This window comes from Mesorhizobium sp. ArgA1 (genome assembly GCF_053714375.1).
The window spans coordinates 457,995-478,730 of sequence record NZ_JBSKBQ010000001.1 but is presented as its reverse complement, the minus strand read 5'-3'; the positions used below and the strand labels follow the sequence as shown (position 1 = coordinate 478,730).

Annotated in this window: 24 protein-coding genes; 9 read left to right on the top strand and 15 right to left on the bottom strand. The window is 60.7% G+C overall.

The window, feature by feature from the left end:
- Positions 1-47 precede the first annotated feature (47 nt).
- Entirely contained in the window at positions 48-947 is a 900-nt protein-coding gene (locus tag ACWGTI_RS02225) for a hypothetical protein (RefSeq protein ID WP_454585609.1), read from the top strand.
- A gap of 3 nt (positions 948-950) precedes the next feature.
- Here ACWGTI_RS02225 and ACWGTI_RS02220 read toward each other — a convergent pair whose 3' ends face one another.
- From ACWGTI_RS02220 to ACWGTI_RS02210, 3 genes are all read right to left on the bottom strand, one after another.
- Entirely contained in the window at positions 951-2,015 is a 1,065-nt protein-coding gene (locus ACWGTI_RS02220; RefSeq protein ID WP_454585608.1) for a class I SAM-dependent methyltransferase, read from the bottom strand.
- Positions 2,012-2,896, bottom strand: a complete 885-nt coding sequence (lgt, locus tag ACWGTI_RS02215) for a prolipoprotein diacylglyceryl transferase (RefSeq protein ID WP_454585607.1) — start codon at positions 2,894-2,896, stop codon at positions 2,012-2,014. The genes ACWGTI_RS02220 and lgt overlap by 4 nt, the downstream gene beginning before the upstream one ends.
- Positions 2,897-2,999: 103 nt before the next feature.
- Positions 3,000-3,239, bottom strand: a complete 240-nt coding sequence (locus ACWGTI_RS02210; protein WP_454585606.1) for a BrnA antitoxin family protein — start codon at positions 3,237-3,239, stop codon at positions 3,000-3,002.
- Between the two features lie 154 nt (positions 3,240-3,393).
- Between ACWGTI_RS02210 and ACWGTI_RS02205 the strand changes: the two genes are divergently transcribed.
- The 3 genes from ACWGTI_RS02205 (at position 3,394) to ACWGTI_RS02195 (ending at position 4,892) form a co-directional block, all read left to right on the top strand.
- The gene (locus ACWGTI_RS02205) at positions 3,394-3,696 is read left to right on the top strand and encodes an accessory factor UbiK family protein (RefSeq protein ID WP_023711152.1); all 303 of its coding nucleotides are present in this window, start codon (positions 3,394-3,396) and stop codon (positions 3,694-3,696) included.
- A 316-nt stretch (positions 3,697-4,012) separates the two neighbouring features.
- Positions 4,013-4,513, top strand: coding sequence for a YbjN domain-containing protein (locus ACWGTI_RS02200; protein WP_454585605.1), 501 nt, complete (start codon positions 4,013-4,015; stop codon positions 4,511-4,513).
- Positions 4,514-4,532: 19 nt separating this feature from the next.
- On the top strand, positions 4,533-4,892 hold the full coding sequence (locus ACWGTI_RS02195; RefSeq protein WP_454585604.1) for a tRNA-binding protein: 360 nt from the start codon (positions 4,533-4,535) through the stop codon (positions 4,890-4,892).
- Positions 4,893-4,902: 10 nt separating this feature from the next.
- Here ACWGTI_RS02195 and ACWGTI_RS02190 read toward each other — a convergent pair whose 3' ends face one another.
- Both ACWGTI_RS02190 and ACWGTI_RS02185 read right to left on the bottom strand, forming a co-directional pair.
- Complete coding sequence (locus tag ACWGTI_RS02190) at positions 4,903-5,925, bottom strand: glycosyltransferase family 4 protein (protein ID WP_454585603.1); 1,023 nt, start codon at positions 5,923-5,925, stop codon at positions 4,903-4,905.
- Positions 5,926-6,152: 227 nt separating this feature from the next.
- Complete coding sequence (locus tag ACWGTI_RS02185; protein ID WP_454585602.1) at positions 6,153-7,562, bottom strand: ATP-binding protein; 1,410 nt, start codon at positions 7,560-7,562, stop codon at positions 6,153-6,155.
- Between the two features lie 210 nt (positions 7,563-7,772).
- On the opposite strand from ACWGTI_RS02185, the gene ACWGTI_RS02180 reads away from it, so the two are divergent.
- Both ACWGTI_RS02180 and ACWGTI_RS02175 read left to right on the top strand, forming a co-directional pair.
- On the top strand, positions 7,773-8,009 hold the full coding sequence (locus ACWGTI_RS02180) for a hypothetical protein (protein ID WP_454576880.1): 237 nt from the start codon (positions 7,773-7,775) through the stop codon (positions 8,007-8,009).
- Between the two features lie 140 nt (positions 8,010-8,149).
- Positions 8,150-8,689 (top strand): hypothetical protein, encoded by a 540-nt coding sequence (locus ACWGTI_RS02175; protein ID WP_454585601.1) that lies wholly within the window; start codon positions 8,150-8,152, stop codon positions 8,687-8,689.
- A gap of 21 nt (positions 8,690-8,710) precedes the next feature.
- On the opposite strand, the gene ACWGTI_RS02170 is transcribed toward ACWGTI_RS02175, so the two are convergent.
- The 10 genes from ACWGTI_RS02170 to ACWGTI_RS02125 form a co-directional block, all read right to left on the bottom strand.
- A complete protein-coding gene (locus ACWGTI_RS02170) occupies positions 8,711-9,304 on the bottom strand; it encodes a hypothetical protein (protein ID WP_454585600.1) in 594 nt (197 codons plus the stop codon).
- Positions 9,301-9,900, bottom strand: a complete 600-nt coding sequence (locus tag ACWGTI_RS02165) for a L,D-transpeptidase (RefSeq protein ID WP_454585599.1) — start codon at positions 9,898-9,900, stop codon at positions 9,301-9,303. The genes ACWGTI_RS02170 and ACWGTI_RS02165 overlap by 4 nt, the downstream gene beginning before the upstream one ends.
- The gene (locus ACWGTI_RS02160; RefSeq protein WP_454586464.1) at positions 9,884-11,047 is read right to left on the bottom strand and encodes an AAA family ATPase; all 1,164 of its coding nucleotides are present in this window, start codon (positions 11,045-11,047) and stop codon (positions 9,884-9,886) included. The genes ACWGTI_RS02165 and ACWGTI_RS02160 overlap by 17 nt, the downstream gene beginning before the upstream one ends.
- Positions 11,044-11,679: a TadE/TadG family type IV pilus assembly protein gene (locus tag ACWGTI_RS02155; protein WP_454585598.1), complete on the bottom strand. Its 636-nt coding sequence runs from the start codon at positions 11,677-11,679 to the stop codon at positions 11,044-11,046. The genes ACWGTI_RS02160 and ACWGTI_RS02155 overlap by 4 nt, the downstream gene beginning before the upstream one ends.
- A complete protein-coding gene (locus tag ACWGTI_RS02150; RefSeq protein WP_454585597.1) occupies positions 11,673-12,161 on the bottom strand; it encodes a TadE/TadG family type IV pilus assembly protein in 489 nt (162 codons plus the stop codon). Before ACWGTI_RS02150 ends, ACWGTI_RS02155 begins: the two co-directional genes overlap by 7 nt.
- A 7-nt stretch (positions 12,162-12,168) precedes the next feature.
- On the bottom strand, positions 12,169-13,686 hold the full coding sequence (locus tag ACWGTI_RS02145; RefSeq protein WP_454585596.1) for a TadE/TadG family type IV pilus assembly protein: 1,518 nt from the start codon (positions 13,684-13,686) through the stop codon (positions 12,169-12,171).
- Between the two features lie 71 nt (positions 13,687-13,757).
- Positions 13,758-14,039: a hypothetical protein gene (locus ACWGTI_RS02140; protein ID WP_454585595.1), complete on the bottom strand. Its 282-nt coding sequence runs from the start codon at positions 14,037-14,039 to the stop codon at positions 13,758-13,760.
- A gap of 4 nt (positions 14,040-14,043) precedes the next feature.
- Positions 14,044-15,489 carry a type II and III secretion system protein family protein gene (locus tag ACWGTI_RS02135; protein ID WP_454585594.1) on the bottom strand — a complete coding sequence of 482 codons (1,446 nt, stop codon included), beginning with the start codon at positions 15,487-15,489 and terminating at the stop codon, positions 14,044-14,046.
- 52 nt (positions 15,490-15,541) lie between these two features.
- The gene (gene cpaB / locus ACWGTI_RS02130; RefSeq protein ID WP_454585593.1) at positions 15,542-16,564 is read right to left on the bottom strand and encodes a Flp pilus assembly protein CpaB; all 1,023 of its coding nucleotides are present in this window, start codon (positions 16,562-16,564) and stop codon (positions 15,542-15,544) included.
- A 95-nt stretch (positions 16,565-16,659) separates the two neighbouring features.
- On the bottom strand, positions 16,660-16,878 hold the full coding sequence (locus tag ACWGTI_RS02125; RefSeq protein WP_454585592.1) for a Flp family type IVb pilin: 219 nt from the start codon (positions 16,876-16,878) through the stop codon (positions 16,660-16,662).
- A gap of 528 nt (positions 16,879-17,406) precedes the next feature.
- On the opposite strand from ACWGTI_RS02125, the gene ACWGTI_RS02120 reads away from it, so the two are divergent.
- From ACWGTI_RS02120 to ACWGTI_RS02110, 3 genes are read left to right on the top strand one after another with little or no spacing between them, the layout of a single operon-like run.
- Positions 17,407-18,795, top strand: a complete 1,389-nt coding sequence (locus ACWGTI_RS02120) for a CpaF family protein (RefSeq protein WP_454585591.1) — start codon at positions 17,407-17,409, stop codon at positions 18,793-18,795.
- Complete coding sequence (locus ACWGTI_RS02115; RefSeq protein WP_454585590.1) at positions 18,795-19,763, top strand: type II secretion system F family protein; 969 nt, start codon at positions 18,795-18,797, stop codon at positions 19,761-19,763. The genes ACWGTI_RS02120 and ACWGTI_RS02115 overlap by 1 nt, the downstream gene beginning before the upstream one ends.
- 18 nt (positions 19,764-19,781) lie before the next feature.
- Positions 19,782-20,732 (top strand): type II secretion system F family protein, encoded by a 951-nt coding sequence (locus tag ACWGTI_RS02110; RefSeq protein WP_454585589.1) that lies wholly within the window; start codon positions 19,782-19,784, stop codon positions 20,730-20,732.
- Positions 20,733-20,736 lie beyond the last annotated feature (4 nt).

Here is a 20,736-nt window from a genome sequence, read left to right as displayed (position 1 = left end):
TCGACTATAGCCAATGGCCAGACAATTTCCGGGGCGGGCGAACGTGCATGGGCTGGAATCCAGTCAAAAGCCTGATCCGACAGATCCATCGGAACCGGCAGGTGCGCAAGGCTAAGGACTTTCGCAACATGCTGGTGAAAGGCTATTTCCGCTCACGCAATGCGGCATCGGGGGCGGAATTTGCCGATAGCCTCAGGCAGACCGGTGCCCGGCATTTTTGCTTCTCCATCGCCTACAACACGCCCTGGGTCATCGATGCGCTGACCCAGGCGTGGCTGACTTATTCCACCGGGATGACGCTGGTGGTCATCGACAATTCGTCCAGGCCCGCAGCGCGGCAGGCGATCGAGGCCATCTGCCGGCAGCGCGGCATCGCCTATTTCGGCTTGCCGCGAAATCCCGAATGGAATCCGAACCGATCGCATGGCATCTCGATGAACTGGGTCTTCCACAACATTGTGCGCCCGCTGCGGCCCGACCTGTTCGGCTTTCTCGACCATGACTGCTTTCCCGTGGTTGCCGTCGATTTAGCCAGGCGCATGCAGGGCAAGAACGCCTTCGGCACCAAACATCCCGCCAAAAGGGGCTATCAGGGATGGTACCTCTGGGCGGGGCTCTGCTTCTTTCGCTTTTCGGTCGTCGAGGATCTCGATCTAGATTTCACGCCCCGCTTCGACACCGGGTTCGATACTGGCGGCGGCAACTGGCCGATGCTGCGCGACAGGCTGGATGACGACAACATCGTCAATGCAGAAAAGACCACGGTCAGCTTGAACCTCGGCGGCATCGAGGCCGATCATCGCATGCTGGATAACAGCTTCTTTCACGTCGGCGGCGCTTCGTATCGCGGGCTGATCAGCACGCGGCACTATCGCCGGCTGATGTGCGACCATGTATGGGAGACCTATCTTGGCGGTGTGGCGGGGCGGCTGGTAAACGATCTCTGACGGTCACCATGGCTGATGCGGCAGGATTTTCAGGACCTTGAACAGCGTGCCCATGGCGTCGGGCCCGGCCAGGCGCTCGACGGCGTCGGCAATGGTTTGGCGTGCCTCTTCGCTGGCCTGGCTGCCCAGCAGGCCGGCTCGCTCAAGCAGTCCCATGGAAAGCAGAAAGTCCCCCTGCGTCGTCAATTCCACATCGAGGCCATGCGCGCGCACGACAGAGGCCAGTGCCGCAAAGTCGACATGCGCGGTGAGATCGGCTTCGCCGGGATTGGCCAGCACATCTTCGGGAGCGTGCCTGCGCACGGCCTGCAATGTATCGCCGAAGCCGGGCTGGAGATGGCCATAGTCAGGGAACAGGCCGGCGCCGCCGTCGCGGCTTATGCGCTCGGCAATGGCCGCCATCAGCGCGGCGCGGGCCGGCGCCACCTCGACAACAGCGCCTTGCGGCGCCTCGGCGGCATTGTCCGGTAGCAGCGTCGCCTCGACCGAGCCGGCGCCGGCGAAGAAGCTCAATGCATCACTGTCATCGAGGCCGATCATCCGTTCTCGCCATCCGGCTCCGGAGCGAATGAACTGGCGGATCGGCACGGCGTCGAACAATTCGTTGCCGACGATCAGCAGCGGCGCCTGGGGCAGCGTGGCGATGGTTTCGTGCCAGCTGACCTCAGCTGACCTCTCGGCAAGCGTCTGTTTCTGAATTTCGGTCAGTCGCGGGCTGGTTTCGATCAAGGCGAAGGACGCACCGGCAGCGAGCGCAGGATCGAGCCGTGACAGGGTGCGCAGCATGTCCTTCATCAGCGTGCCGCGTCCCGGACCGATCTCGGCGATGGTGACCGGCAACGGCCGGCCGATTGCCAGCCAGGCTTGATACAGCCAGACGGTGACGAGTTCGCCGAACATCTGGCTGATCTCCGGCGCGGTGATGAAGTCGCCGGCGGCGCCGAACGGCTCGCGCGTCGTGTAGTAGCCGTCGCTGGGGTCGAACAGACAGAGCGCCATATACTCGTTGACGGGTAGGGGGCCTAGCGCACCGATCAGGTCGACGATGCGGGTCTTCAGCTGTGTCATGCCGGCTGTGGCTGCGGCGCCGGTTTGGCGGTGGCCATCGCCCAGATGCCGGCCAGCACCATCGGCAGCGACAGTACCATGCCCATTGTCAGCCAGCCACCAAGGAGGTAGCCGAGTTGCTGGTCGGGCTCGCGGAAGAATTCGACGAAGATACGCGACAGGCCGTAGCCGCAGATGAAGGCGCCGCCGACGAAGCGCGGCGTCTTCAGCTTCAGCCGCGAATGGGTGAGGAGCCGCAGGACCAGGAACAGCACCACGCCCTCAAGCAAGGCCTCGTAGAGCTGGCTCGGGTGACGGGGTTCCAGGCCAGCGACACAACCCGCCGCCGACTGAAGGAGACGCTCGTTGCAGAAGACGACGCCCCAGGACACGTCGGTGACGCGGCCCCAGAGTTCGGCATTGACGAAGTTGGCGATGCGGACGAGGCCGAGGCCGACCGGCACGCCGGCCGCCACGACGTCGAACAGCGACCAGGTGCGGATGCCGCGTTTGATGGAAAACAGCGTCATGGCCAGGATGACGCCGAGTAGCCCGCCATGGAACGACATGCCGCCCTGCCAGATGGCGAAAACATCGAGCGGGTGGTCGATGTAGCGCTTGAGGTCGTAGAACAACACGTAGCCGGTACGTCCGCCGAGCACGACGCCGACGGCGGCCCAGACGATGAAATCGTCGAGATCGATCGACTTCATCGGCGAGATGCCGTCAGGCCACAGCCTGGTGTTGGTGACAAGCCGCTTGGCATACCACCAGGCGAACAGGATACCGACGATGTAGCCGACGCCGTACCAGTGCACCGCCAGCGGCCCGATCCGGACCAGGATCGGGTCGACGTTGGGGAAGGGCAGCGAAGCCATCGGCAGCAGGAAATAGTCGTTCAACAGGGTCTCCCGGAAGGGCTCGCGTTCGGGCGCGGACCATGCGGCAGGGTTTTGGCGGGGTCAAGGCAAGGTCACGGTTGCCTTGACGTCGCAGATCGAGGGCTCAACCTTGCGGCTTGCCGGCGACCAATTGCCTGAGGGCGTCGTTGATCCTGTCCTGCCAGCCGGGGCCGTCTTCCTGGAAATGATCGAGCACGGCTCGATCGATCCTGATCGAAACGAGCTCCCTGACGTTCGGTGCGGCCGAGGCTTCGCGAATTGGTGCCGCCGGCTTTTTGACCGGCTTGAAGGCAGCCTCTGCGGCTTCCATCGGATTTGTCGGTCGGCGCGGAGGCGTTGCCATTGGTTGATCCTGAGTGAGAGGAGGCACAATAATAGGCGATGTAGCGCCGTCCCGTACAGGCTGGCCGTTGAGGTGTGACGCCGCACCAGGCTTCAACCTTCTTGCATTCCGCGCCCAGCGCCATTACGTCAATTCGAGCAAGCGAGGATTTGCCATGTCGACCGGACCGAACCGCATTCTCGATGAGTTCGCCAAGCTGATGACCGATGCCGCCGGCGCTGCGCAAGGCGTGCGCCGCGAGGTCGAGACTGCCTTCAAGGGGCAGGCCGAACGCATCCTCAACACCATGGACGTGGTGCAGCGCGAAGAGTTCGAGGCTGCCCGCGACATGGCCGCCAAGGCCCGGGAAGAGAACACCAGGCTGGCCGCCCGCATCGACGCGCTCGAAGCCAGGCTTGCCGAATTGACCGGACAGGCCGCACCGGCGGCGGCGGCAAAGCCCAAAGCAAAAAAATAATCTTTAAACTTTTCCACAAAGCGCAATCCGAAAAAGTGCTTTGCCGTGAATCGTTTACCGGCAATGCATGAATCTTTGTGACAGCGCCTTTCCACATGCGGATGACGCAGTGCGAAAAATAAGGCTGTTCACGCGACTCCCGATCAATAGACTGAATTTGTTGCATGATTCGGAACAGGGTCATGCGGCCGGGCGGTGGGGTCCGGTCCGGGGTCTTTGTGTCGTGAAGTCCTGGCCGTCCGAGTTCTAGACAAGATTGTTCGTCGTGTGTGCCCCGCGGAGCGTGTGGCGCTCCCCTGAACACAGGAAGCATTCCATGGAACTTCTCGAACTCGAATTCTCCCGTGAAATCCATCCGGTGGATGTCATCGAGCAGGTGGCCCATAACAATGACTGGTCCTTTGAGCGGGCCGGCGATGACGAAATCTCGATCTCGGTTGCCGGCAACTGGACCGACTATCACGTCTCCTTCTCGTGGATGGAGGATTTCGAGGCGCTGCATCTGGCCTGCGCGTTCGACATCAAGGTGCCGGAAGCCCGTGCGCTGGAAGTGATGCGGCTGCTGTCGCTGATCAACGAGCAGATGCTGTTTGGCCATTTCGACCTGTGGGAGCAGGAGGGCGCGATCATGTTTCGCCAGTCGCTGCTGCTCGCCGGCGGGGTCGAACCGTCGAGCCAGCAGGTCGAGGTGCTTTTGTCGTCGGCGCTGGAAGCCTGCGAATGCTATTTCCAGGCCTTTCAGTTCGTTGTCTGGTCGGGAACCTCGGCCAAGGATGCGCTGGCCGGCGTCCTGTTCGAGACGTATGGCAACGCCTGATCGTCGCCAAGAAAAGAAAATGAGTTCGAGCAGAGCGCGCAAGCCCGAGATCAGCTTTGCCGATTTCGATCGTGTCGACATCCGCGCCGGCACCATTGTCGAGGCCGAGCCGTTCCCCGAGGCGCGCAAGCCCGCGTTCAAGCTGAAGATCGATTTCGGTCCCGATATTGGCGTGAAGAAATCCTCGGCGCAGATCACCAAATATTATGCGCCGGAAACGCTGATCGGCCTGCAGGTGTTTGCGGTGGTCAATTTCCCGCCACGCCAGATCGGCCCGTTCATGTCCGAAGTGCTGACGCTCGGCTTTCCCGACGAAGAGGGCGCCGTGGTGCTCGGAGCGATCGAGCGCAGGGTGCCGGACGGCGGGCGACTGTTCTAGGAAAGTAGCGTCAGGCCGCCAGCTTGCGCCTGGTGCCAAGCGCCTCTTCGACCGTGTCCATGAACATCTCAGCACACGCCTTCCAGCTGTAGCGCATAGCGCGTTCGCGGGCCTCTGCGCGGTCGACATTGAGGGCAGCGAGGGCTGCCTCGCGCAGGTCGTTGGACACCGCACCGCCAACGCCGTCGCCAACAATGTCGATCGGCCCGGTCACCGGATAGGCGGCGACCGGCGTACCGCTGGCCAGAGCCTCGATGATGACGTTGCCGAAGGTGTCGGTGCGGCTGGGGAAGACGAAGACGTCAGCCGAGGCGTAGATTTCGGCCAGTTCGTCGTTCGGACGGTGGCCAAGGAAGTGCGCCTGCGGATATTTCGCCTTGAGCTTGGCTAGTTCCGGTCCTTCGCCGACGATCACCTTGCTGCCCGGCAGGTCGAGATCGAGGAAGGCGCTCAGGTTCTTTTCGATGGCGACGCGGCCGACGCACAGGAACACCGGGCCGGGAAAGCCGAGGTCCTTCTTCTTGTCCGGGCGGAAATGATCGGTATCGACGCCACGCGTCCATGGCCGCAGCTTGTTGAAACCGCGCGCGGCGAGATCGTCGGCCAGCGACTGGGTGGCCACCAGCGTGCCTTGTCCCGAATTGTGGAAATCGCGCAGCCAGCGATAGGCCCAGCTCTCGGGCACCGGCAGGCGGGCGCTGAGATATTCGGGGAAGCGGGTATGATAGCTGGTGGTGAAGGGACGGCCGGCGTTGCGGCAATAGCGCCGCGCCATGATGCCGAGCGGTCCCTCGGTGACAATGTGGATGTGGTCGGCCTTGCGCGTCTCGATCAGCCGCGCGACGTTGCCGGGCGTGGTCAGTGCCAGCCGGATGTCGGGATAGGTCGGCAAGGGCAAGGTGCGAAAGATGTTCGGGGTTAGGAAGTCGACCTCGACGTCGAAGGATTTCAGCGTTTCGGTTAGCCGCTCCAGCGTGTGGACGACGCCGTTGACTTGAGGGCGCCAGGCGTCGGTAACCATCAGGATGCGCATGGCGGCCCTTTGCTCGGATCGTCGGTTGCCTTGATGCGACGGCGGAACGGCATCCACGCGGCTGCCCCCGCTTCGCTCCAGCGCACCCGGGCAGGCACGAGGTCGAAGTGAGGCGGCTGAGCCGAATCAACTGAGGTCGCGCGCTTCATGCGCGCTCTTGACCATGATTTCATGACGGGCGGATGAAGGCGGTTTTGGCCAGGCCCGCCTTCGGGATCATGCTCTGATCAGGCAGGCACCTTGATCACGGCCCGCAGGCCGCCGAGCGGGCTGTCGTCCAGCATGATGTCGCCGCCATGGCTGCGGGCGATGTCGCGGGCGATGGAGAGCCCAAGGCCGGTGCCGCTGGCGTCGAGGTTGCGCGCCTCGTCAAGCCGCACGAACGGCTTGAACACGTCCTCGCGCTTTTCCAGCGGAATGCCCGGACCGTCATCATCGATGGTGACGACGAGCGAGCCGCGGCCGTGATCGGCGCTGATCTCCACCGTCTTGGCATAGCGCAAGGCATTGCCGGCGACATTGGACAACAGCCGGGCGAAAGCGTGCGGGCGCACATGCACGTCCGGGTCGCCGGCGAGCGTGGTCGACAGCTTGCGCTTGTGCAGCGACGCCTCCTCGCCGAGCTTCTGGAAATAGGCCTCAAGATCGAAATGGCCGGCATCTTCCGACGCTTCGCCGCGGGCAAAGGCGATATAACCTTCCAGCATCGACTGCATGTCGTCAATGTCCTGGTTGAGCGCCGCCTTGGTCTCGGGCTTGCCGCCGGCCAGCGCCAGCTGCAGCTTGAAGCGGGTGAGGATGGTTCTGAGATCGTGGCTGACGCCGGTCAGCATGGCGGTGCGTTGTTCGAGCTGGCGTTCGATGCGCTCCCGCATCTGGATGAAGGCAAAGCCGGCGCGGCGAACCTCCTCGGCGCCGCGCGGGCGGAAGTCACGCGGCATCGGACGGCCCTTGCCGAAGCTTTCGGCGGCCTCGGCTAGAGACAGGATCGGCCGGATCTGGTTGCGCAGGAAGGGAATGGCGATGGTCAGCAGCACCAGCGAGGTGCCGACCATCCAGATCAGGAAGATGTGGGTGTTGGAAGCGTAGGCCTGGCTGCGGCGCACGAAGACGCGCAGCACCTTGCCCTCGAGCTGGATGCGGACCTCGACGATGTTGGAATTGCCGACCGTGTCGATCCAGAACGGGCGGTTGATCTGGCGCGTGATCTCGCTCGAGAGGACGTCGTCCAGGATCGAGAAGAAGGGCTTCGGACCGGGCGCCGGCAGCGGGTCGGGCGGAAGCAAGTCGACCTTCAGCTGCATGCGGTCCTGCGCGATGCGGATGATGTTGGCGTAGTCGCCATCGTGCGGGTAGGTCTCGATCATGTCGATGATCGCGGCAATGTCGCGCACGGTGGCCTGCGACAGGCGCTGCGTCACGGTTGCCCAGTGGCGTTCCATGAAGTCAAAGGCGACGACCGATTGCAGAAGGATCATCGGCGCGATGACGATGATCAGCGAGCGGGCATAAAGCCGCTTCGGCATATAGAGCGCGACCAGCCGCCAGAACCGGTTCCAGGCGCGCGGCATGGCTTTCAGCGCGCGCGATATGCGCGCGCCGAAGCCGTCCGACCGTTCCAGTTGCGTGGTCGCCATGTGTTCTTCCGCTGGTCGCTCGTCGATGGCACTCGTCTATGGCCAAACGGCGGCCATCGGGTGGCATTCTATTCCACGCCGAGCCGTTCTGGAACAGCCGTGGCATGGCGCCGATGACCGGAAGGGCGCAGAAGCGCAAGAATCGTGATCAAGCGTACACCCGCGCGTCGCGACGTTGGAACCACTTCGCGGATTGGGCGTTGCGAGCGGATGATCAGACGATTCGCCTACGCCCTTATCTTCGTCCAGGTGTCCATGGCGACCGCGCTGGCTACACAGGTCTTCCTGTCGACCACCGAGCAAGACCTTAAGTCGGAACGCTGGCTTGCGCTGGCGTCAGGCGGAAACGAGGGATGTGCCAAGGCGACGTGGCCCAACATTCCGGAACGATGTCTGCAACGAGTCGAGCCCAAGGTGGTGACGCTCGTGCTCAGCCAAAACAACTAATGGCTGCGCCATAACCGCATGGCTCTTGCTGACTTGCAGGCTGCCACGCGCAGCCGGCTGCGGCGCCGGGACCAGCAAAGCTCGTTAATCCTCGCTCAATCTCTGCAATCTATCTTGAATGCCAGATTGTCGAGGGTGACATGAAGCGCAAGTCGATACTGCTCTTTGCCTTCCCAGCTCTGATCCTGCTGATCTTGGCAGGGGAGCGCATGGCGACCTTCTTGCTGGGAGGCTATCCGGCCAGTCCCACAATGTGGCGGATCTGGCTGGAACTAAGGCCGCTGTCGACACTGTTCTGGCAACAGATCGATGTCTTTCTGGGGGCGTCGATGGTTCTCGATGCCTCTATCCTGGCCGCCCTGTCGATCGTCTGCTGGATGGCGTGCCGCACAAGAAAGTCGGCTGCCTTCTTCTTCCTTGCAAATCACGTCGCCCTGCTTTTCGCAGGGCTTATGATCGCCGTCACCAGCCATTCCGAAACAGCAAGCACGGTCGCCTCGTTCACGGTACCCGGAGGTCTTCCATTCTCACTAATGGTCGATTTCACCGTGAAGAACAGTCTTGTGCTGTTTCTGGGTGTGACAGCATGCGCCTATTGTCATGTTGTCTTCCTCAGCGAAAGCCGACAGCGGTCAGAAGCGCTGGCCGTGAGGCTCGTTGGTCTGCAGCGAGACTACTAAGGCAGCCCACGTCTTCCAGCGCTAGTTGATCTTTCTGTAGTAAACCTTGCCGTCGGCCTGTTGTATGCGCTGGTAATTGGGGCTTGGGGCAGGCGCTGCGGCCGCGACCCTGTTTTTCGGCTGTCGCGGCGCTTCGACAACGCTGGGCTCGACCGCGCCTTCGCCATCGAGAACGGCGGGCGTCTCCGCCATGCTGCTGGTTGTGTCAACGGAAGGTTCCGGTGCGCTCGACATGACGTCGTCACCAGCAAGAGGCTGGCTCTGTTCCAGCCGGGCTATGCTCCTGGTGATCTCACCAAAGCTGCTCTGTAGTTGACTGTCGAGTTTTTCAAATCGACTCTGAAAACCGTTGTTGACCGTATCCAGCCGGCTCCCGATTCGTTGTTCGAACGTCCCGAGTTGTTGCAGGCGCCCTTCCAGAACGCGCATATCGCTGATGCCGCGGTAGAGATAAACCGCGGCTATTATGTTCACCAGGGTGAGTAGGGACGTGCCGATGATGACCGCGCCGATAATGCTTTTGTCGTTCGGTTTCCCAACGACAACCTGCTCTTCAATGCGGGCTGCTGTCCCAATCTCGATTGCCGGCATGTCCGGTTCGCTGATCATGGTCATTGAACCACCACCTTTGCGCCGATCGCGACGCGCTTGAAGAGATCGATCACATCGGTGTTGGTAAGGCGAAAACACCCCGATGTTCCGTCGAAGCCAACCCCCGACGGATCGTTGGTTCCGTGTATCCGATAGAGCGTGTCACGCCCATCCCGAAGCAGATAGAGCGCCCTGGCGCCGAGCGGATTGTAGGGACCGGCCGGCACCATTTGCGGCAGCTCCGGCTGGCGGGCGCGCATTTCGCGGGGAGGGCGCCATTCCGGCCATTCGGTCTTCGCCCCCACCTTGACGACCCCGGTCCAGCCAAATCCGTCCCGTCCGACGCTGATCTGATAGCGAAGCGCCTGGCCTTGTCGGGTCACCAGATAAAGCGCTTTCTCGCCCTTGCGGATAACGATCGTTCCGGGCTGTTCCGTGGTCTCGAAGGCGACAGTCTTGCGCAGGCTGGGGCCCATTGCCGGCAGCGGCGGCCGATCTGAAAGTGCCGATCGCGCGCTGGCGAAGTCCTGGACCGACATCGCCAGCGCCAGGCCCATGACGCAGGCCAATCCCGGGCCAATCCGATACCCACTTGGCCGATACCTATTTGGCAGCGTCATCAAGCCGCTCTTTGAACATCCGCTTCAGGTCCTTGTTGAAGCGCGCACGCCCATCCACCTCGGCAGGCAGGATAGCACGGTTCAACGCATCGGCCAGAAGCGCATTGTCCAGCGCGACCGATTTGATGTGCGGCGCCTTGAAAATCTTTTCCAGCTCGCTGCGCGAAAAGTGGTTCCCGAACCATTTGCGCTTGTGCTTGTTGGCGACCAGCGTGATGCTTACCGCATTGCCACGCAATTCACGGATCTTCTTGTAGAGCCGCTTGCCCTGCCGCAGAGAGGCGACGTTGAGTTCGAAGACGATGAAGATCTCATCGCTCGTCGACAGCACGGAATCGTGCCAGCGCGTTTCGATGTTCGGCAGGTCGATGACGATGTCGTCGAACCGGTAGGCGACGAGGTCAAGCAGCCGAAACACGAAATCGGCGCCCTGCGGCTCGAAAGGCAATTGCGGCCTCTCGAAGGAATAGAGCGTCAGCCCGGATGGGCGCGAGAGCTTGATGACATCCATCAGTTCGACGTCGAGCCTCTCCGGCTGGCCGATGATGCCGCCGAGGTCGAACTGGTTGAACTGGTTGAGATAGGCGCCGCAATTGGCGCTCTGGAAATCGAGGTCGACCAGGCAGGTGGACGCCCCGCGTTCCTTCGATTTCGACGCCAGGTGCTCTGCCGCCGACAAAGCGAGCGTCGTCGCGCCGGCGCCGCCGCTGGCGCTGATGAAGGTGATGATGCGGCTCTTGGTGCCCTGGTTGCCGGTGTCGTGGAAGGTCACTGCGTTCAACAGTTCCTTGCCGTCGAGCGGCTTGTGCAGCCAGTCCGAAGCGTTCATGCGCACCAGCACGCGCGTCTGCTCCGACGACAGCTCGTCGGAGACCGCGATCAGCGGCACGGCCGCCCACAGCGCGCGCGCTTCGACGATGCCAGGCCTGGCGAGCAACTCGCCATTGCCGAGGTCGAGGATAACAATGCCTGGGCGCGTGTCGGCGGGCGGACCCCTAAGGAAGTCGCCGGTCTCGGAAACCCTGACGTCATAGATCGCCAGCGCATCGAGCCGCGTCGTCACTTCGCGCTTGAAATTCGCATCCGAAGAGAACAGCGCAACCTGCTTTCGCTTGGTCGGAGTAACCTTGGTGTCGATGGCGTTCATGGTGTCCACGTGCTCTTCATGTCTTCGCCCGTAACCGTACTCAGCATGGAGGGCATGGTGATGTTTCCGAACCCGAGCAATCCGGCCAGGAAGAAAAACTGAAAGGGATGATTGGTGATGCTGGTGGTGATGGTCGGCACCGGCCCGCTGGGCCGCGTCCAGTAACCGAGGCCGGAGGCGGCGTATTCGATCCGAACCTCTGACTTTTTCAGCGTCGACAGGAAGTCATGCATTCCGGCACGGTTGGCGGTGCCGTCATAGATCGCGTCGAACGAGGTTTGGCTGGCATTCGCGGGTAGGCACGCGCCTCCTCCGATACTGCAGCAAGCGACGCCTGCCGTGCTTGCAGTGCAGACATAATCATACGTTCCGGCCGGCACCGCGGTACCGACTTTGGTTACATCGCTCTGCGTTAGCGTTTCAGATGGAAGCCCGATTGCGACAGGTGTAGAAATCTGCGCCAGTCTTGCGCCGGCTTGCACCGCTTTGTTTCCGGCGTTCCATTGGTAAAAGGCATAGCCGAAATCGACGAAGCCAAGCAGAAGCGTCAATAGCAATGGCAGAACGATGGCCATTTCGACCATCGCGGTGCCCGACTGCTCGGCGCAAAACTTTCGGTTTCCCATCACCATCCGATAACTCGTTCCTGATGGGAGACACTGAGGGTAACAGCACCAAAGCCAAGATACGACAAGAATCCGAAGTCCTGGTAAGAATAGGATGTGCTGACGTCTACGACGTCGACCGTGCTCTTGTTGCTAAGATAAAGCTGGGTGCCCGATACGTCGGTCGCAAGCGTGGATGTTTTGGTGATCGCGACTGTCGCTGGAAGCCATCCATCAACTCTAGCGCTGCCGGCACTGACCGCCCCATTGGCAGCAAGGTTTTGCGCGCGCCCTTTGCAGGTGTCCCAGTCGCTGCTGCATCGCGCCATATACCGGGCTGCATCCTCCACGCCTGCTTCAAGGAGCAGGCGCGTGTTCAGAACGTTGGAGAATTCAAACACACCGACCGATAGCAGCAACACGAGTGGTATGGTGATCGCGGCTTCCACCAAGGCGGTGCCACTTTCGTCGCCCTGGAACCGCCGGATGATTTGGCCAAGCTTGGTCATACAGGCTCTACCGGTACAGCTGGGCTTCGTTGCGGAATGCTTTGTCGACAAGAGTATTGTTGGCAAACCCGCCGTCGACGTCGACTATCTCCAGACTGATTGCTTTTTCACCTGCCGAGGTATCCTCGGGGTCTTTGGTGTTGTCCTGCTTTTGTACCGGCGTGTTGACGAATATGCTCGCATAGCCGTTCGGCTTGAGCGTGGTGTGACCATTGATCTTGCCCTGGTTAGCAATGCAGTCGACGATCGCCATGTTGAGGAGCCGGCGATCCGGATCTGCCGTCGGGGTGGTCCCCTTGTAACATGCCGGCGTGCCGGTTTCTTTTGTCGGCGCCTTTGATTTATCACCCACCAGCCCGTTCGAAATCTCATATTTGTAGACGTCGTATCGGGAGGCGGGCGCAGTTTTGGTACCGGTCGGGTCGGTGGCGCTGGGGACATTTGGATATGCCGTCCCGTGATTTATCGTCCAGTAGCTGTTCCAGAAGCTTTGCGCCGCGATCTTGTCGGACATGCCCTTCGCGTCGACGTAGTTGGTACCGGGAGGGAGGGGCAGCGCGGTATTATCGGCGACGGGATCGTATTTGCTGCAGCCAGTCTTCTGGCCTTTGCGAACATTGCTGGACGGCCGATATGCCCAGTCCCTGTCATACTTGTTGAGAGAGCCGCTGTAGAGATCGAACCTGGTATTCAGTCCAGTGTTGACCGCACCCAAGGTGACCCCGGTTTTCGTGGTAAGCGCATTTCGGTTGTAGCAAGTGCCTGACGTTCCCATCGCTATGGCGTCGCGCAGCGAGCTGAGGCTGTTATCTAACAACCCGAAGTTGCCCGGTCCGGGGTTGGAATCTACTTTGAGGATGCGGAATTCTCGACCGTAGGTGTCGCCCGATGCGAAGGCCTGCTGGATGGTCTTGCTGGTTAACGGGTCGGTCGTCTCGAACGGGTTGCACATGAACAGCGGGACGGTTTCGCAGATCGACTGAACGAACCCGGCCACGGCCTGGGGCTGGATGTCCATATTGCCGTTGCCGCCGAGAATGCTTACCGGAAAGATCGCTTCGAAGGCGCCGGCACCGTCCGCCAAGCCGGAAGGGTTCACCGTCACCAAGGAGAACGACACCGCTGTAGGATCAGTGCTGGCCCAGTTGACGCCATTAGCATCGACGCCGGCAGCGCTCAACGTGGTGGTGTCGCTGGCGGGAATGCCGGTCAGGTAGGTTACCGTTACATCGGACAGGGCGAGCGTATGATTGCCTGCGGTCGAAAACTTGGTCGTCTGCCCGGTCAGGAGGTTCGTCTTCGCCCGATCGGCCCTGGTGATCGAATCCGGTTTGCCATCCAGTTCCGCAGCCGTTGCAAGGGCTAGAGCATCGACGCCCTTCTGAAGATCATTGTGAAGACTGCTGGCCCGACCAAAATCGATGGCCAGAATGGCGAAGCCGACAAGTACAGGTATCATTATAGCTACAAGGATCATCGCGATACCGCGCTGATCATTCCAGAACGCCCTAATGGTCCCCAACATGACCTTACTCTCTAGCTTCCTTGCACCTGGCCCCTCGTCCCGCCCGGCGCATCGCGACCGCATCCTTCTGTTCAATTCGCTCCGTTGGTCACACCCGACCCGCCGACATTGACCGTGATCGCAGGCGGTGGCGGTGGTGGCGGTGGAAATTTGTAAGCCTGGGCAACAGCGGCAGCCCGCGCGCCGTCGCCTTCGATATGTGTGTTCTTCGCGTTCGGATTGAACGGATCGACCGTCTGCGCCAGCGAATTGAATTTTTGTGTGTCACCTGCGGCCAGGGTCACCGTGTCGTAATTGTTCAGATAGTCGGCGGCGCAGCCCGTCAGCGCGCCGGCGCACAGAATGAGGATCAAGGCGCTATTTCTTGACATAGAGCATCTTGTCCTTCGATTTGAAGTCGAGCATGTGGCCATAGGGGCCGGTGACGCCTTCGCCATGTTCGTATTTGCGGATCATGTCCTTGTTCACCTCGAGCTGACCGAGCACGAAGAACTCCGGATCGTTGGCCGGCCGTGTCTTGTCGAACGGCGTCGCCAGCTGCTCGCCGGGCTTCACCGGCCGCACGATGTGCGGCGTGACTATGACGACCAGTTCGGTCTCTTCCTTCTGGTTGCTCGAATTGCGGAACAGCGTCCCGATCACCGGCACCTGGCCGAGCCACGGCACCTGGTTCTGCAGCTTGGTGGTCTTGCTCGACAGCAGCCCGCCGACCGCGAAGCTCTGGCCATCGCGCAATTCGACAACGGTTGCCAGCTTGCGGTTGGTGAAGATCGGATCGCCGGCCGTGGTGAAACCGGTCAGGTCGCTCACCTCCGGCGCCAGCTTCATATGGATCTTGCCATCGTCGAGTACGACCGGCGTGAACAGCAGATTAACGCCGAATTGCTTGTACGTAATGGTTACCTCGCCATCGGCGCCGACGACACGGATAGGCACTTCGCCGCCGGCGTTGAAGCTGGCCGGCTCACCGGAAAGCGTGGTGAGATTGGGCTCAGCCAGCGTGCGCACGGCCCCCTTGGCCTCAAGCGCTTCGATGATCAGGTCGACCTTGATGTTGCTGTCGATAACCCGGGTGATCAAAGCAGCAAATGGATTGCTGCCCGACAAGAGGCCGCTAAGCAGAGCGCCCGGTCCGAGCACGATATCGTCTTCGTCGACGGCCGCAACGCCCGTGCCTGTACGGGTAGTGCCGCTGCCATTTGTGCTCCTGATCGACACACCGAGGTCGCGCCCGGTATTGCGCTTGGCCTCGAGCACGCGGACCTCGAGATTCACCTGCTGGCTGTCGTCGACGATGACGGAATTTATGATGGCGTCGGGGCCATATTGCTGTGCCACTTCCAGGATTGACGCCAGCGTGGCGCCATCCTTGACGTGACCGCCAAGCCTGACCTTGCCGTTGATCGAACCGATCTCGATGCGCGCCCTGGGCGCCACCTGGCGGATCGCCTGCGCCATGTCGCTGACATCGACACCGACTTCGATCTGGATGACGCCCAGCGAGCGCTTTTCCGGGGAGAAGAGATTGACCGTTGTGGTGCCAGCGCTCTTGCCGATGACATAAAGCGTGCGGTCGGTCATGGGCTGGGCATCGGCGATCTTCTCGTCGCCGACAACGATATCACCGAGATTGGCGCTCACCTGGAGGGTCACCGATTGTGACATCGGCAGGAAGACGCGATGGACGCTCGGGTTCGATACGTCGATGAAGCGGTCGGCTGCTCCAGCCCCAAGGCTCGACGTCAGCAGCGCAGCCAAACAGTACAGCGCGGCCGCCGCAACCCTCATCCGAACCCCCTGCATCCCCATCTCCCCAAACCGCTGCCGCCGGCAGCGCCCGCTTCGCCGCGCCCCTTTATGGTTGTCGCGGCACGTCATACGATTCGAGCTTCACGCCGCGAAACACGCCTACTGTAACACTCTTCGGCGGTTCCGGCTGCACGAATTTGACTACTTCCTTAACTTCCGGTGCCGACACCACGGCCGGCTTCACTTTGCCCAACTCGTCAAGCCGGCTGCCTACCCGCTCTACAGCCTGAGCCAGCCCGGCTATCTGGTCATCGGCGCGTTTGCGCTCGGCAGCAGCAGCTGCTTCTTCAGCCGCCCTCTTGTCGAGTTCCGCCTGCCGCCTGGCGACATCCTCCGGGGTCTCCCCGGTCAGGTCGGAGAGGGTAACGCGTTCGGTCGTCTCGCCCTTGCTGCCCGCGGCCTGGCGAAGCGCCAGCGACAGCTGCCCGGCACCAGCCGCCAGTGTCAGCTTCTGCGCATCCTTGGTGCTGGCCTCGAGCGTCACCGACTTCACGACTGTCGGGCTATCCTTGCTCTCATCGGCGACCTGGTCGATGGCGAGCACCTTCATGCTTTGCAGCAGCACGTCGACAAAACTCTTGTCCGTGCCATCGTCACCGCGCACCGTGCGTGTCAGCAACACATCGACCCGGTCACCCGGAAACACGAAGCCGGCAACGCCGAGAACGTCGTTCACCCTGATAGAAACGGCCTTCATGCCTTCGCCGAGCACTGCCGAAAGCGTGGCGCGCTGACCTGGGCCGGTGATCTTGCTGGCGAGGACAGGTTCGTTGGCACTAATGGTCTGAAGCGCCTGCCTCGTGCCTTCGCCTGCCAGAGCCTCCTTCGTTGTCTTGAAGGCGCCTGTTGGAACCGCACCTGCCGGCCACGCGACTTCGCGCAATTTATCTGCGGTGAGCGCGTCGCCGAACTTCAGCGGCATTGCCGCTACGACGACTGTGCTGCCTTGAACGAGGCCGGTTTGCGCCATGGCGCTACGCTGGCCGGCCAGCCAGATATTGACCAGCACAACTGCCAGAACGCCGAACACGCCGGCGAGAACGATCATGATAAGCGTATTGGCGCGCATACCCCAAACCCCAAGCCCCAATGCGGGATTCGCCCGCTGCGATCGGATTCAGGCCCGGCTCGAACGATCCGGGCCTGAGTGTAGTAGTCAGGCGATCAGCTGCCGGTGCCGGCGGCGGCATTGCACGTGCCGGTCGGGTGCCCATCTAGGGCGGTGCAGAGTGCCGAGAAACGACCGTTTACCCAGCCGCCGATGGCGAGGACAGTCAGGATCGATGCAACGGCAATGATGCCGATAAGGATGGAATATTCGACCATAGCAGCGCCGTTTTCGTCGTCGCGGAACTGCCGGGCCACCGTCATGAGCTTCTTCATGTCAATGTCTCCCTTTTGGAGGTTTGAACCCGACGAGACAGAGCCAAGGATGAAACCCCATACCCAAGCATCCCCCGTCACCTCAATCCTAGGTCCCACGAAAAAGCAGAGTCAAACGGATTAACAGTTCCTTAACCTTCCAATACCTGAATCGGTGAGTTCAAGCGCGATCTAAATTCTGACAAGAGCTTGATTCGGCTGAATTTTCAACCGCCCTTAACCATTCATTCACAATTTGGCCACAGCTAAGGCAAAAGGATAGTCACATTAGCCGATCAGCATATTCCTTTATATCTAAGGACTTATGGACATTTTTCACCCGCATCTCGTTTGTTGCGATATGAAAGGTTCCGTGAGGTGGGAAGTTGGGGGAAGACAAAGCGCGGCGTCGAAATGAAAACGATATTTTCCGGCGTCCTTCTTAACTATGTTGAAAGCATTGGCCTGACGTGAGGCATCCGACGCTTGTGCCTCGCTTGGTTAACGTTTAGTTTCCGCTAATAGGGGCTAACGGGGGTATAGAGGATCATGCTGGGGCGGTTTATCAAGGGACCAAGCGAGCAGCAGACCGCGACAAGGGCCGAGCAGCCGACTGTGCTGCCTGCCGTTCCGGCTCTTTCGCCAGCCGCTGATATTGAATCGCGCGGCGACGATTTTCTGACACTCAAGGTCGAACTTCATCGGCACCTTATCGATCGGTTCAATCTGACCGCTCTTGAAAATGCCTCCAAGGACGAGATTCTGAACGAGATCCGTCCAATCGTTCGCGAGTTTGTTCGTGGCCGAAACGTGCCGCTTAATGCGCGCGAGCTCGATCAACTGACCAGCGACACGGCGGACGAGATGCTGGGGCTGGGGCCGATCGAGCCGCTGCTCAAGGACGATTCCATTACCGATATCCTGATCAACACCCACAAGCGTGTCTTCATTGAACGGCGTGGCCTGGTTGAAGAGACGGCCATCCGGTTTCGTGACGAGGCGCATCTGCTGCGCGTCATCAACAAGATCGTTTCGGCTATCGGCAGGCGTGTCGATGAATCGTCGCCGATGGTTGACGCGCGCCTCAACGACGGCTCTCGCGTCAACATCGCGGTACGGCCGATTTCCGTAGACGGACCGCTGGTGTCGATCCGCAAGTTCTCGAAGAACCCTTATTCGCTCGAGCGTTTGATGGCATTCAATTCGATCCGGCCGCCGATGATCGAGCTGCTGCGGATCGCCGTGCAGGCGCGCAAATCGATCCTGGTTTCGGGCGGCACCGGCAGCGGCAAGACGACGTTGCTCAATGCGCTGTCGAGCTACATACCCTCGAAGGAGCGCCTGATCACCATCGAGGACGCGGCCGAGTTGCAGCTGCAGCAGCCGCATGTCGGCCGGCTGGAGACGCGCCCGCCCAATGTCGAGGGCAAGGGCGAGGTGCGCCAGCGCGAATTGCTGAAGAACGCGTTGCGCATGCGGCCGGACCGCATCATCGTCGGCGAGGTGCGCGGCGAGGAAGCTTTCGATATGCTGCAGGCCATGAACACCGGCCATGAAGGGTCGATGACCACCATCCACGCCAACACGCCGCGCGACGCGATCTCGCGGCTGGAACAGATGGTCGGCATGGCCGGCATGCCGATGACGCACGACTCGATCCGGGCGCAGATTGCCTCCGCCATTGACATCATCGTTCAAACACAGCGTCTTTCGGACGGCGGCCGGCGTGTCACCTCTATATCGGAGCTGACTGGGATGGAGGGCAATGTCGTCCAGCTTCAGGAAATCTATCATTTCGTCCGCCGTGAGGTCACAGCCGAGGGCAAGGTCATCGGAGACTTTCGCGCAACCGGTGTCCGTCCGCGTTTCGCTCCGGAGGCCGCGACGCTTGGCCATCAATTTGCCAAGGACGCCTTCAACCCGCAGGTTGCCCTGTGATGCCGACGGGTCAAGCTCTGCTGTATTTCATCTATATGCTGGCGGCAGCCTCGGTCATTCTCGCCGGCGAAGCTCTTTATCTTTCATTTGCCGGCCGCCGCTCCCGGTCTCTAGCAGTTAATCGCCGATTGAAGCGGCTCGCCGGCGAGGTTCCGGCCGAACAAACGTTGCAAGGGTTGCTGCGAGAACGCGGCCTCACGGACTCCGGCGACTTTCTTTTTGGACTGGTCTGGTTGAACAGGCTCTATACCCAGTCCGGCATCACCGGAAATCCGTTGACCTTCGCCGCAACATTTCTGCTTGCAGGGCTGGCGATGGCGTTGCTGCTGGTACTCTTCAATTTTTCCCCTTTGGCGTCGCTTCTTATCTTTCTGATCGTAGGGCTTGTCCTGCCGCTTCTCGTCCTCCGGCGCGCCCGCAATAAACGAATCCGGAAATTTGCCAAACAACTGCCGGATGCGCTCGACATGATCGTTCGCTCGCTGCGCGCCGGACACCCTGCTTCGGTCGCGATCGGTCTGGTCGCGCGCGAAATGCCCGATCCGCTCGGCACCGAGTTCGGCATCGTCTCCGATGAAATCACCTTTGGCCTCAGCATCGAGCAGGCCGTGCGAAAGCTTTCGCAGCGTGTCGGCTTCGAGGGCCTTCAGCTGCTGTCGGTATCGCTGTCGATCCAGGGCAAGACGGGCGGCAATTTGACCGAAATTCTGGCCAATCTTTCCTCGGTTCTGCGTGAACGGCAGAAATTGCGAATGAAAATCAGGGCGCTTTCGGCTGAAGGTCGCGTCTCCGCGTGGATCATTTCCTTGTTTCCTATTGTGATGTTCTTCACACTTCAGATCCTTTCCCCAGCCTATTACGGCGCCGTCTGGGGCAACCCGCTCATCTTCCCGATATTTCTGCTTTTTGGGTTGTGGGCGCTGCTTGGCGACTACATCATGTACCGGATGGTTACTTTCGATTTTTGACTGGGAGCGACGAACAAATTGTTTTCGAACATTCAGGACCTGGGCTTCTTGGTGTCCATTGCCGTCTTTGTGGCGGCGGTGTCCTTCTTCCTGTTCGGTGCGTTTGTCTTCTTGCCGGCTCTGCAGACACGAAAGCTCGTCGCGCAGAGCCTGATGGGCGAAGGAAGTACAGACCGCCGATCGATGCTCGGACAAGACCAGCTTGCCAAGATTGCCGCGCAACGGCCGGTCGAAGCCTACTTCAAGTCGATCGAGAGGGAGCGGGAAGAGCCAAACGCCTTGGAAGCGAAGCTGTTTCGCGCCGGCTTTTATCAATCAAGCGCACCGCTGATTTACACGCTATCCCGCCTTGTCGCGGTCTGCGTCGGCTTTCTGGCAATGTACGCAGTCCTGTCGCGGGTTCTGCCGCCGCACCTGCCAGGTTTCATCACCCTTGCTGGTTCTGCCCTGTTCGGCCTCGCCTGCATGGTGCTTCCCTCCATTCTGCTCGACCGTTTTGAGAACAGCCAGAAACAGATCTATCGTCGAGCCTTCCCCGACTTCATGGACATGATGATCACCTGCGCCGATGCCGGCATGAGCCTGGAGGGGGCAGTCGAACGCGTCAGCCATGAAATGGCCGCCACCCACAAGTGGCTGGGAATACAGCTGTCGATCATGAATTTGCAGTTGCGTGCTGGCAAGCCGTTGCGGGAAGCGCTACGCGAACTTTCAGATCGCATCGGACTTGACGAGGCGCGGGCGCTGGCTGTCCTGTTCCGTCAATCGGAAGAACTCGGCACCAGCCTCACCGATGCCTTGCGTGTTTATAGCGCCGAGATGCGTGGGCAAAGGATTCTGAGTGCAGAAGAACGCGCCAACTCTCTGCCGGTGAAGATGATGATTCCATTAGGGCTGTGCATATTCCCTGTGGTTATGATGGTCATCATGTTGCCGGTCATCATTCGCATGAAGGGGATTTTCTTCTAGTTGT

Excerpts from the sequence above, each read along its gene's own strand:
- ACWGTI_RS02205 (WP_023711152.1), top strand. The coding sequence starts at position 3,394 with ATGTCGACCGGACCGAACCGCATTCTCGATGAGTTCGCCAAGCTGATG.
- ACWGTI_RS02135 (WP_454585594.1), bottom strand. The coding sequence starts at position 15,489 with ATGCAGGGGGTTCGGATGAGGGTTGCGGCGGCCGCGCTGTACTGTTTG.
- ACWGTI_RS02220 (WP_454585608.1), bottom strand. The coding sequence starts at position 2,015 with ATGACACAGCTGAAGACCCGCATCGTCGACCTGATCGGTGCGCTAGGC.
- ACWGTI_RS02170 (WP_454585600.1), bottom strand. The coding sequence starts at position 9,304 with ATGACCATGATCAGCGAACCGGACATGCCGGCAATCGAGATTGGGACA.
- ACWGTI_RS02115 (WP_454585590.1), top strand. The coding sequence starts at position 18,795 with ATGCCGACGGGTCAAGCTCTGCTGTATTTCATCTATATGCTGGCGGCA.
- ACWGTI_RS02185 (WP_454585602.1), bottom strand. The coding sequence starts at position 7,562 with ATGGCGACCACGCAACTGGAACGGTCGGACGGCTTCGGCGCGCGCATA.
- ACWGTI_RS02195 (WP_454585604.1), top strand. The coding sequence starts at position 4,533 with ATGAGTTCGAGCAGAGCGCGCAAGCCCGAGATCAGCTTTGCCGATTTC.
- ACWGTI_RS02145 (WP_454585596.1), bottom strand. The coding sequence starts at position 13,686 with ATGTTGGGGACCATTAGGGCGTTCTGGAATGATCAGCGCGGTATCGCG.
- ACWGTI_RS02175 (WP_454585601.1), top strand. The coding sequence starts at position 8,150 with ATGAAGCGCAAGTCGATACTGCTCTTTGCCTTCCCAGCTCTGATCCTG.
- ACWGTI_RS02225 (WP_454585609.1), top strand. The coding sequence starts at position 48 with ATGGGCTGGAATCCAGTCAAAAGCCTGATCCGACAGATCCATCGGAAC.
- ACWGTI_RS02200 (WP_454585605.1), top strand. The coding sequence starts at position 4,013 with ATGGAACTTCTCGAACTCGAATTCTCCCGTGAAATCCATCCGGTGGAT.
- ACWGTI_RS02150 (WP_454585597.1), bottom strand. The coding sequence starts at position 12,161 with ATGACCAAGCTTGGCCAAATCATCCGGCGGTTCCAGGGCGACGAAAGT.
- ACWGTI_RS02155 (WP_454585598.1), bottom strand. The coding sequence starts at position 11,679 with ATGGTGATGGGAAACCGAAAGTTTTGCGCCGAGCAGTCGGGCACCGCG.
- ACWGTI_RS02210 (WP_454585606.1), bottom strand. The coding sequence starts at position 3,239 with ATGGCAACGCCTCCGCGCCGACCGACAAATCCGATGGAAGCCGCAGAG.
- ACWGTI_RS02165 (WP_454585599.1), bottom strand. The coding sequence starts at position 9,900 with ATGACGCTGCCAAATAGGTATCGGCCAAGTGGGTATCGGATTGGCCCG.
- ACWGTI_RS02190 (WP_454585603.1), bottom strand. The coding sequence starts at position 5,925 with ATGCGCATCCTGATGGTTACCGACGCCTGGCGCCCTCAAGTCAACGGC.
- ACWGTI_RS02120 (WP_454585591.1), top strand. The coding sequence starts at position 17,407 with ATGCTGGGGCGGTTTATCAAGGGACCAAGCGAGCAGCAGACCGCGACA.
- ACWGTI_RS02125 (WP_454585592.1), bottom strand. The coding sequence starts at position 16,878 with ATGAAGAAGCTCATGACGGTGGCCCGGCAGTTCCGCGACGACGAAAAC.
- cpaB (WP_454585593.1), bottom strand. The coding sequence starts at position 16,564 with ATGCGCGCCAATACGCTTATCATGATCGTTCTCGCCGGCGTGTTCGGC.
- ACWGTI_RS02180 (WP_454576880.1), top strand. The coding sequence starts at position 7,773 with ATGATCAGACGATTCGCCTACGCCCTTATCTTCGTCCAGGTGTCCATG.
- ACWGTI_RS02160 (WP_454586464.1), bottom strand. The coding sequence starts at position 11,047 with ATGAACGCCATCGACACCAAGGTTACTCCGACCAAGCGAAAGCAGGTT.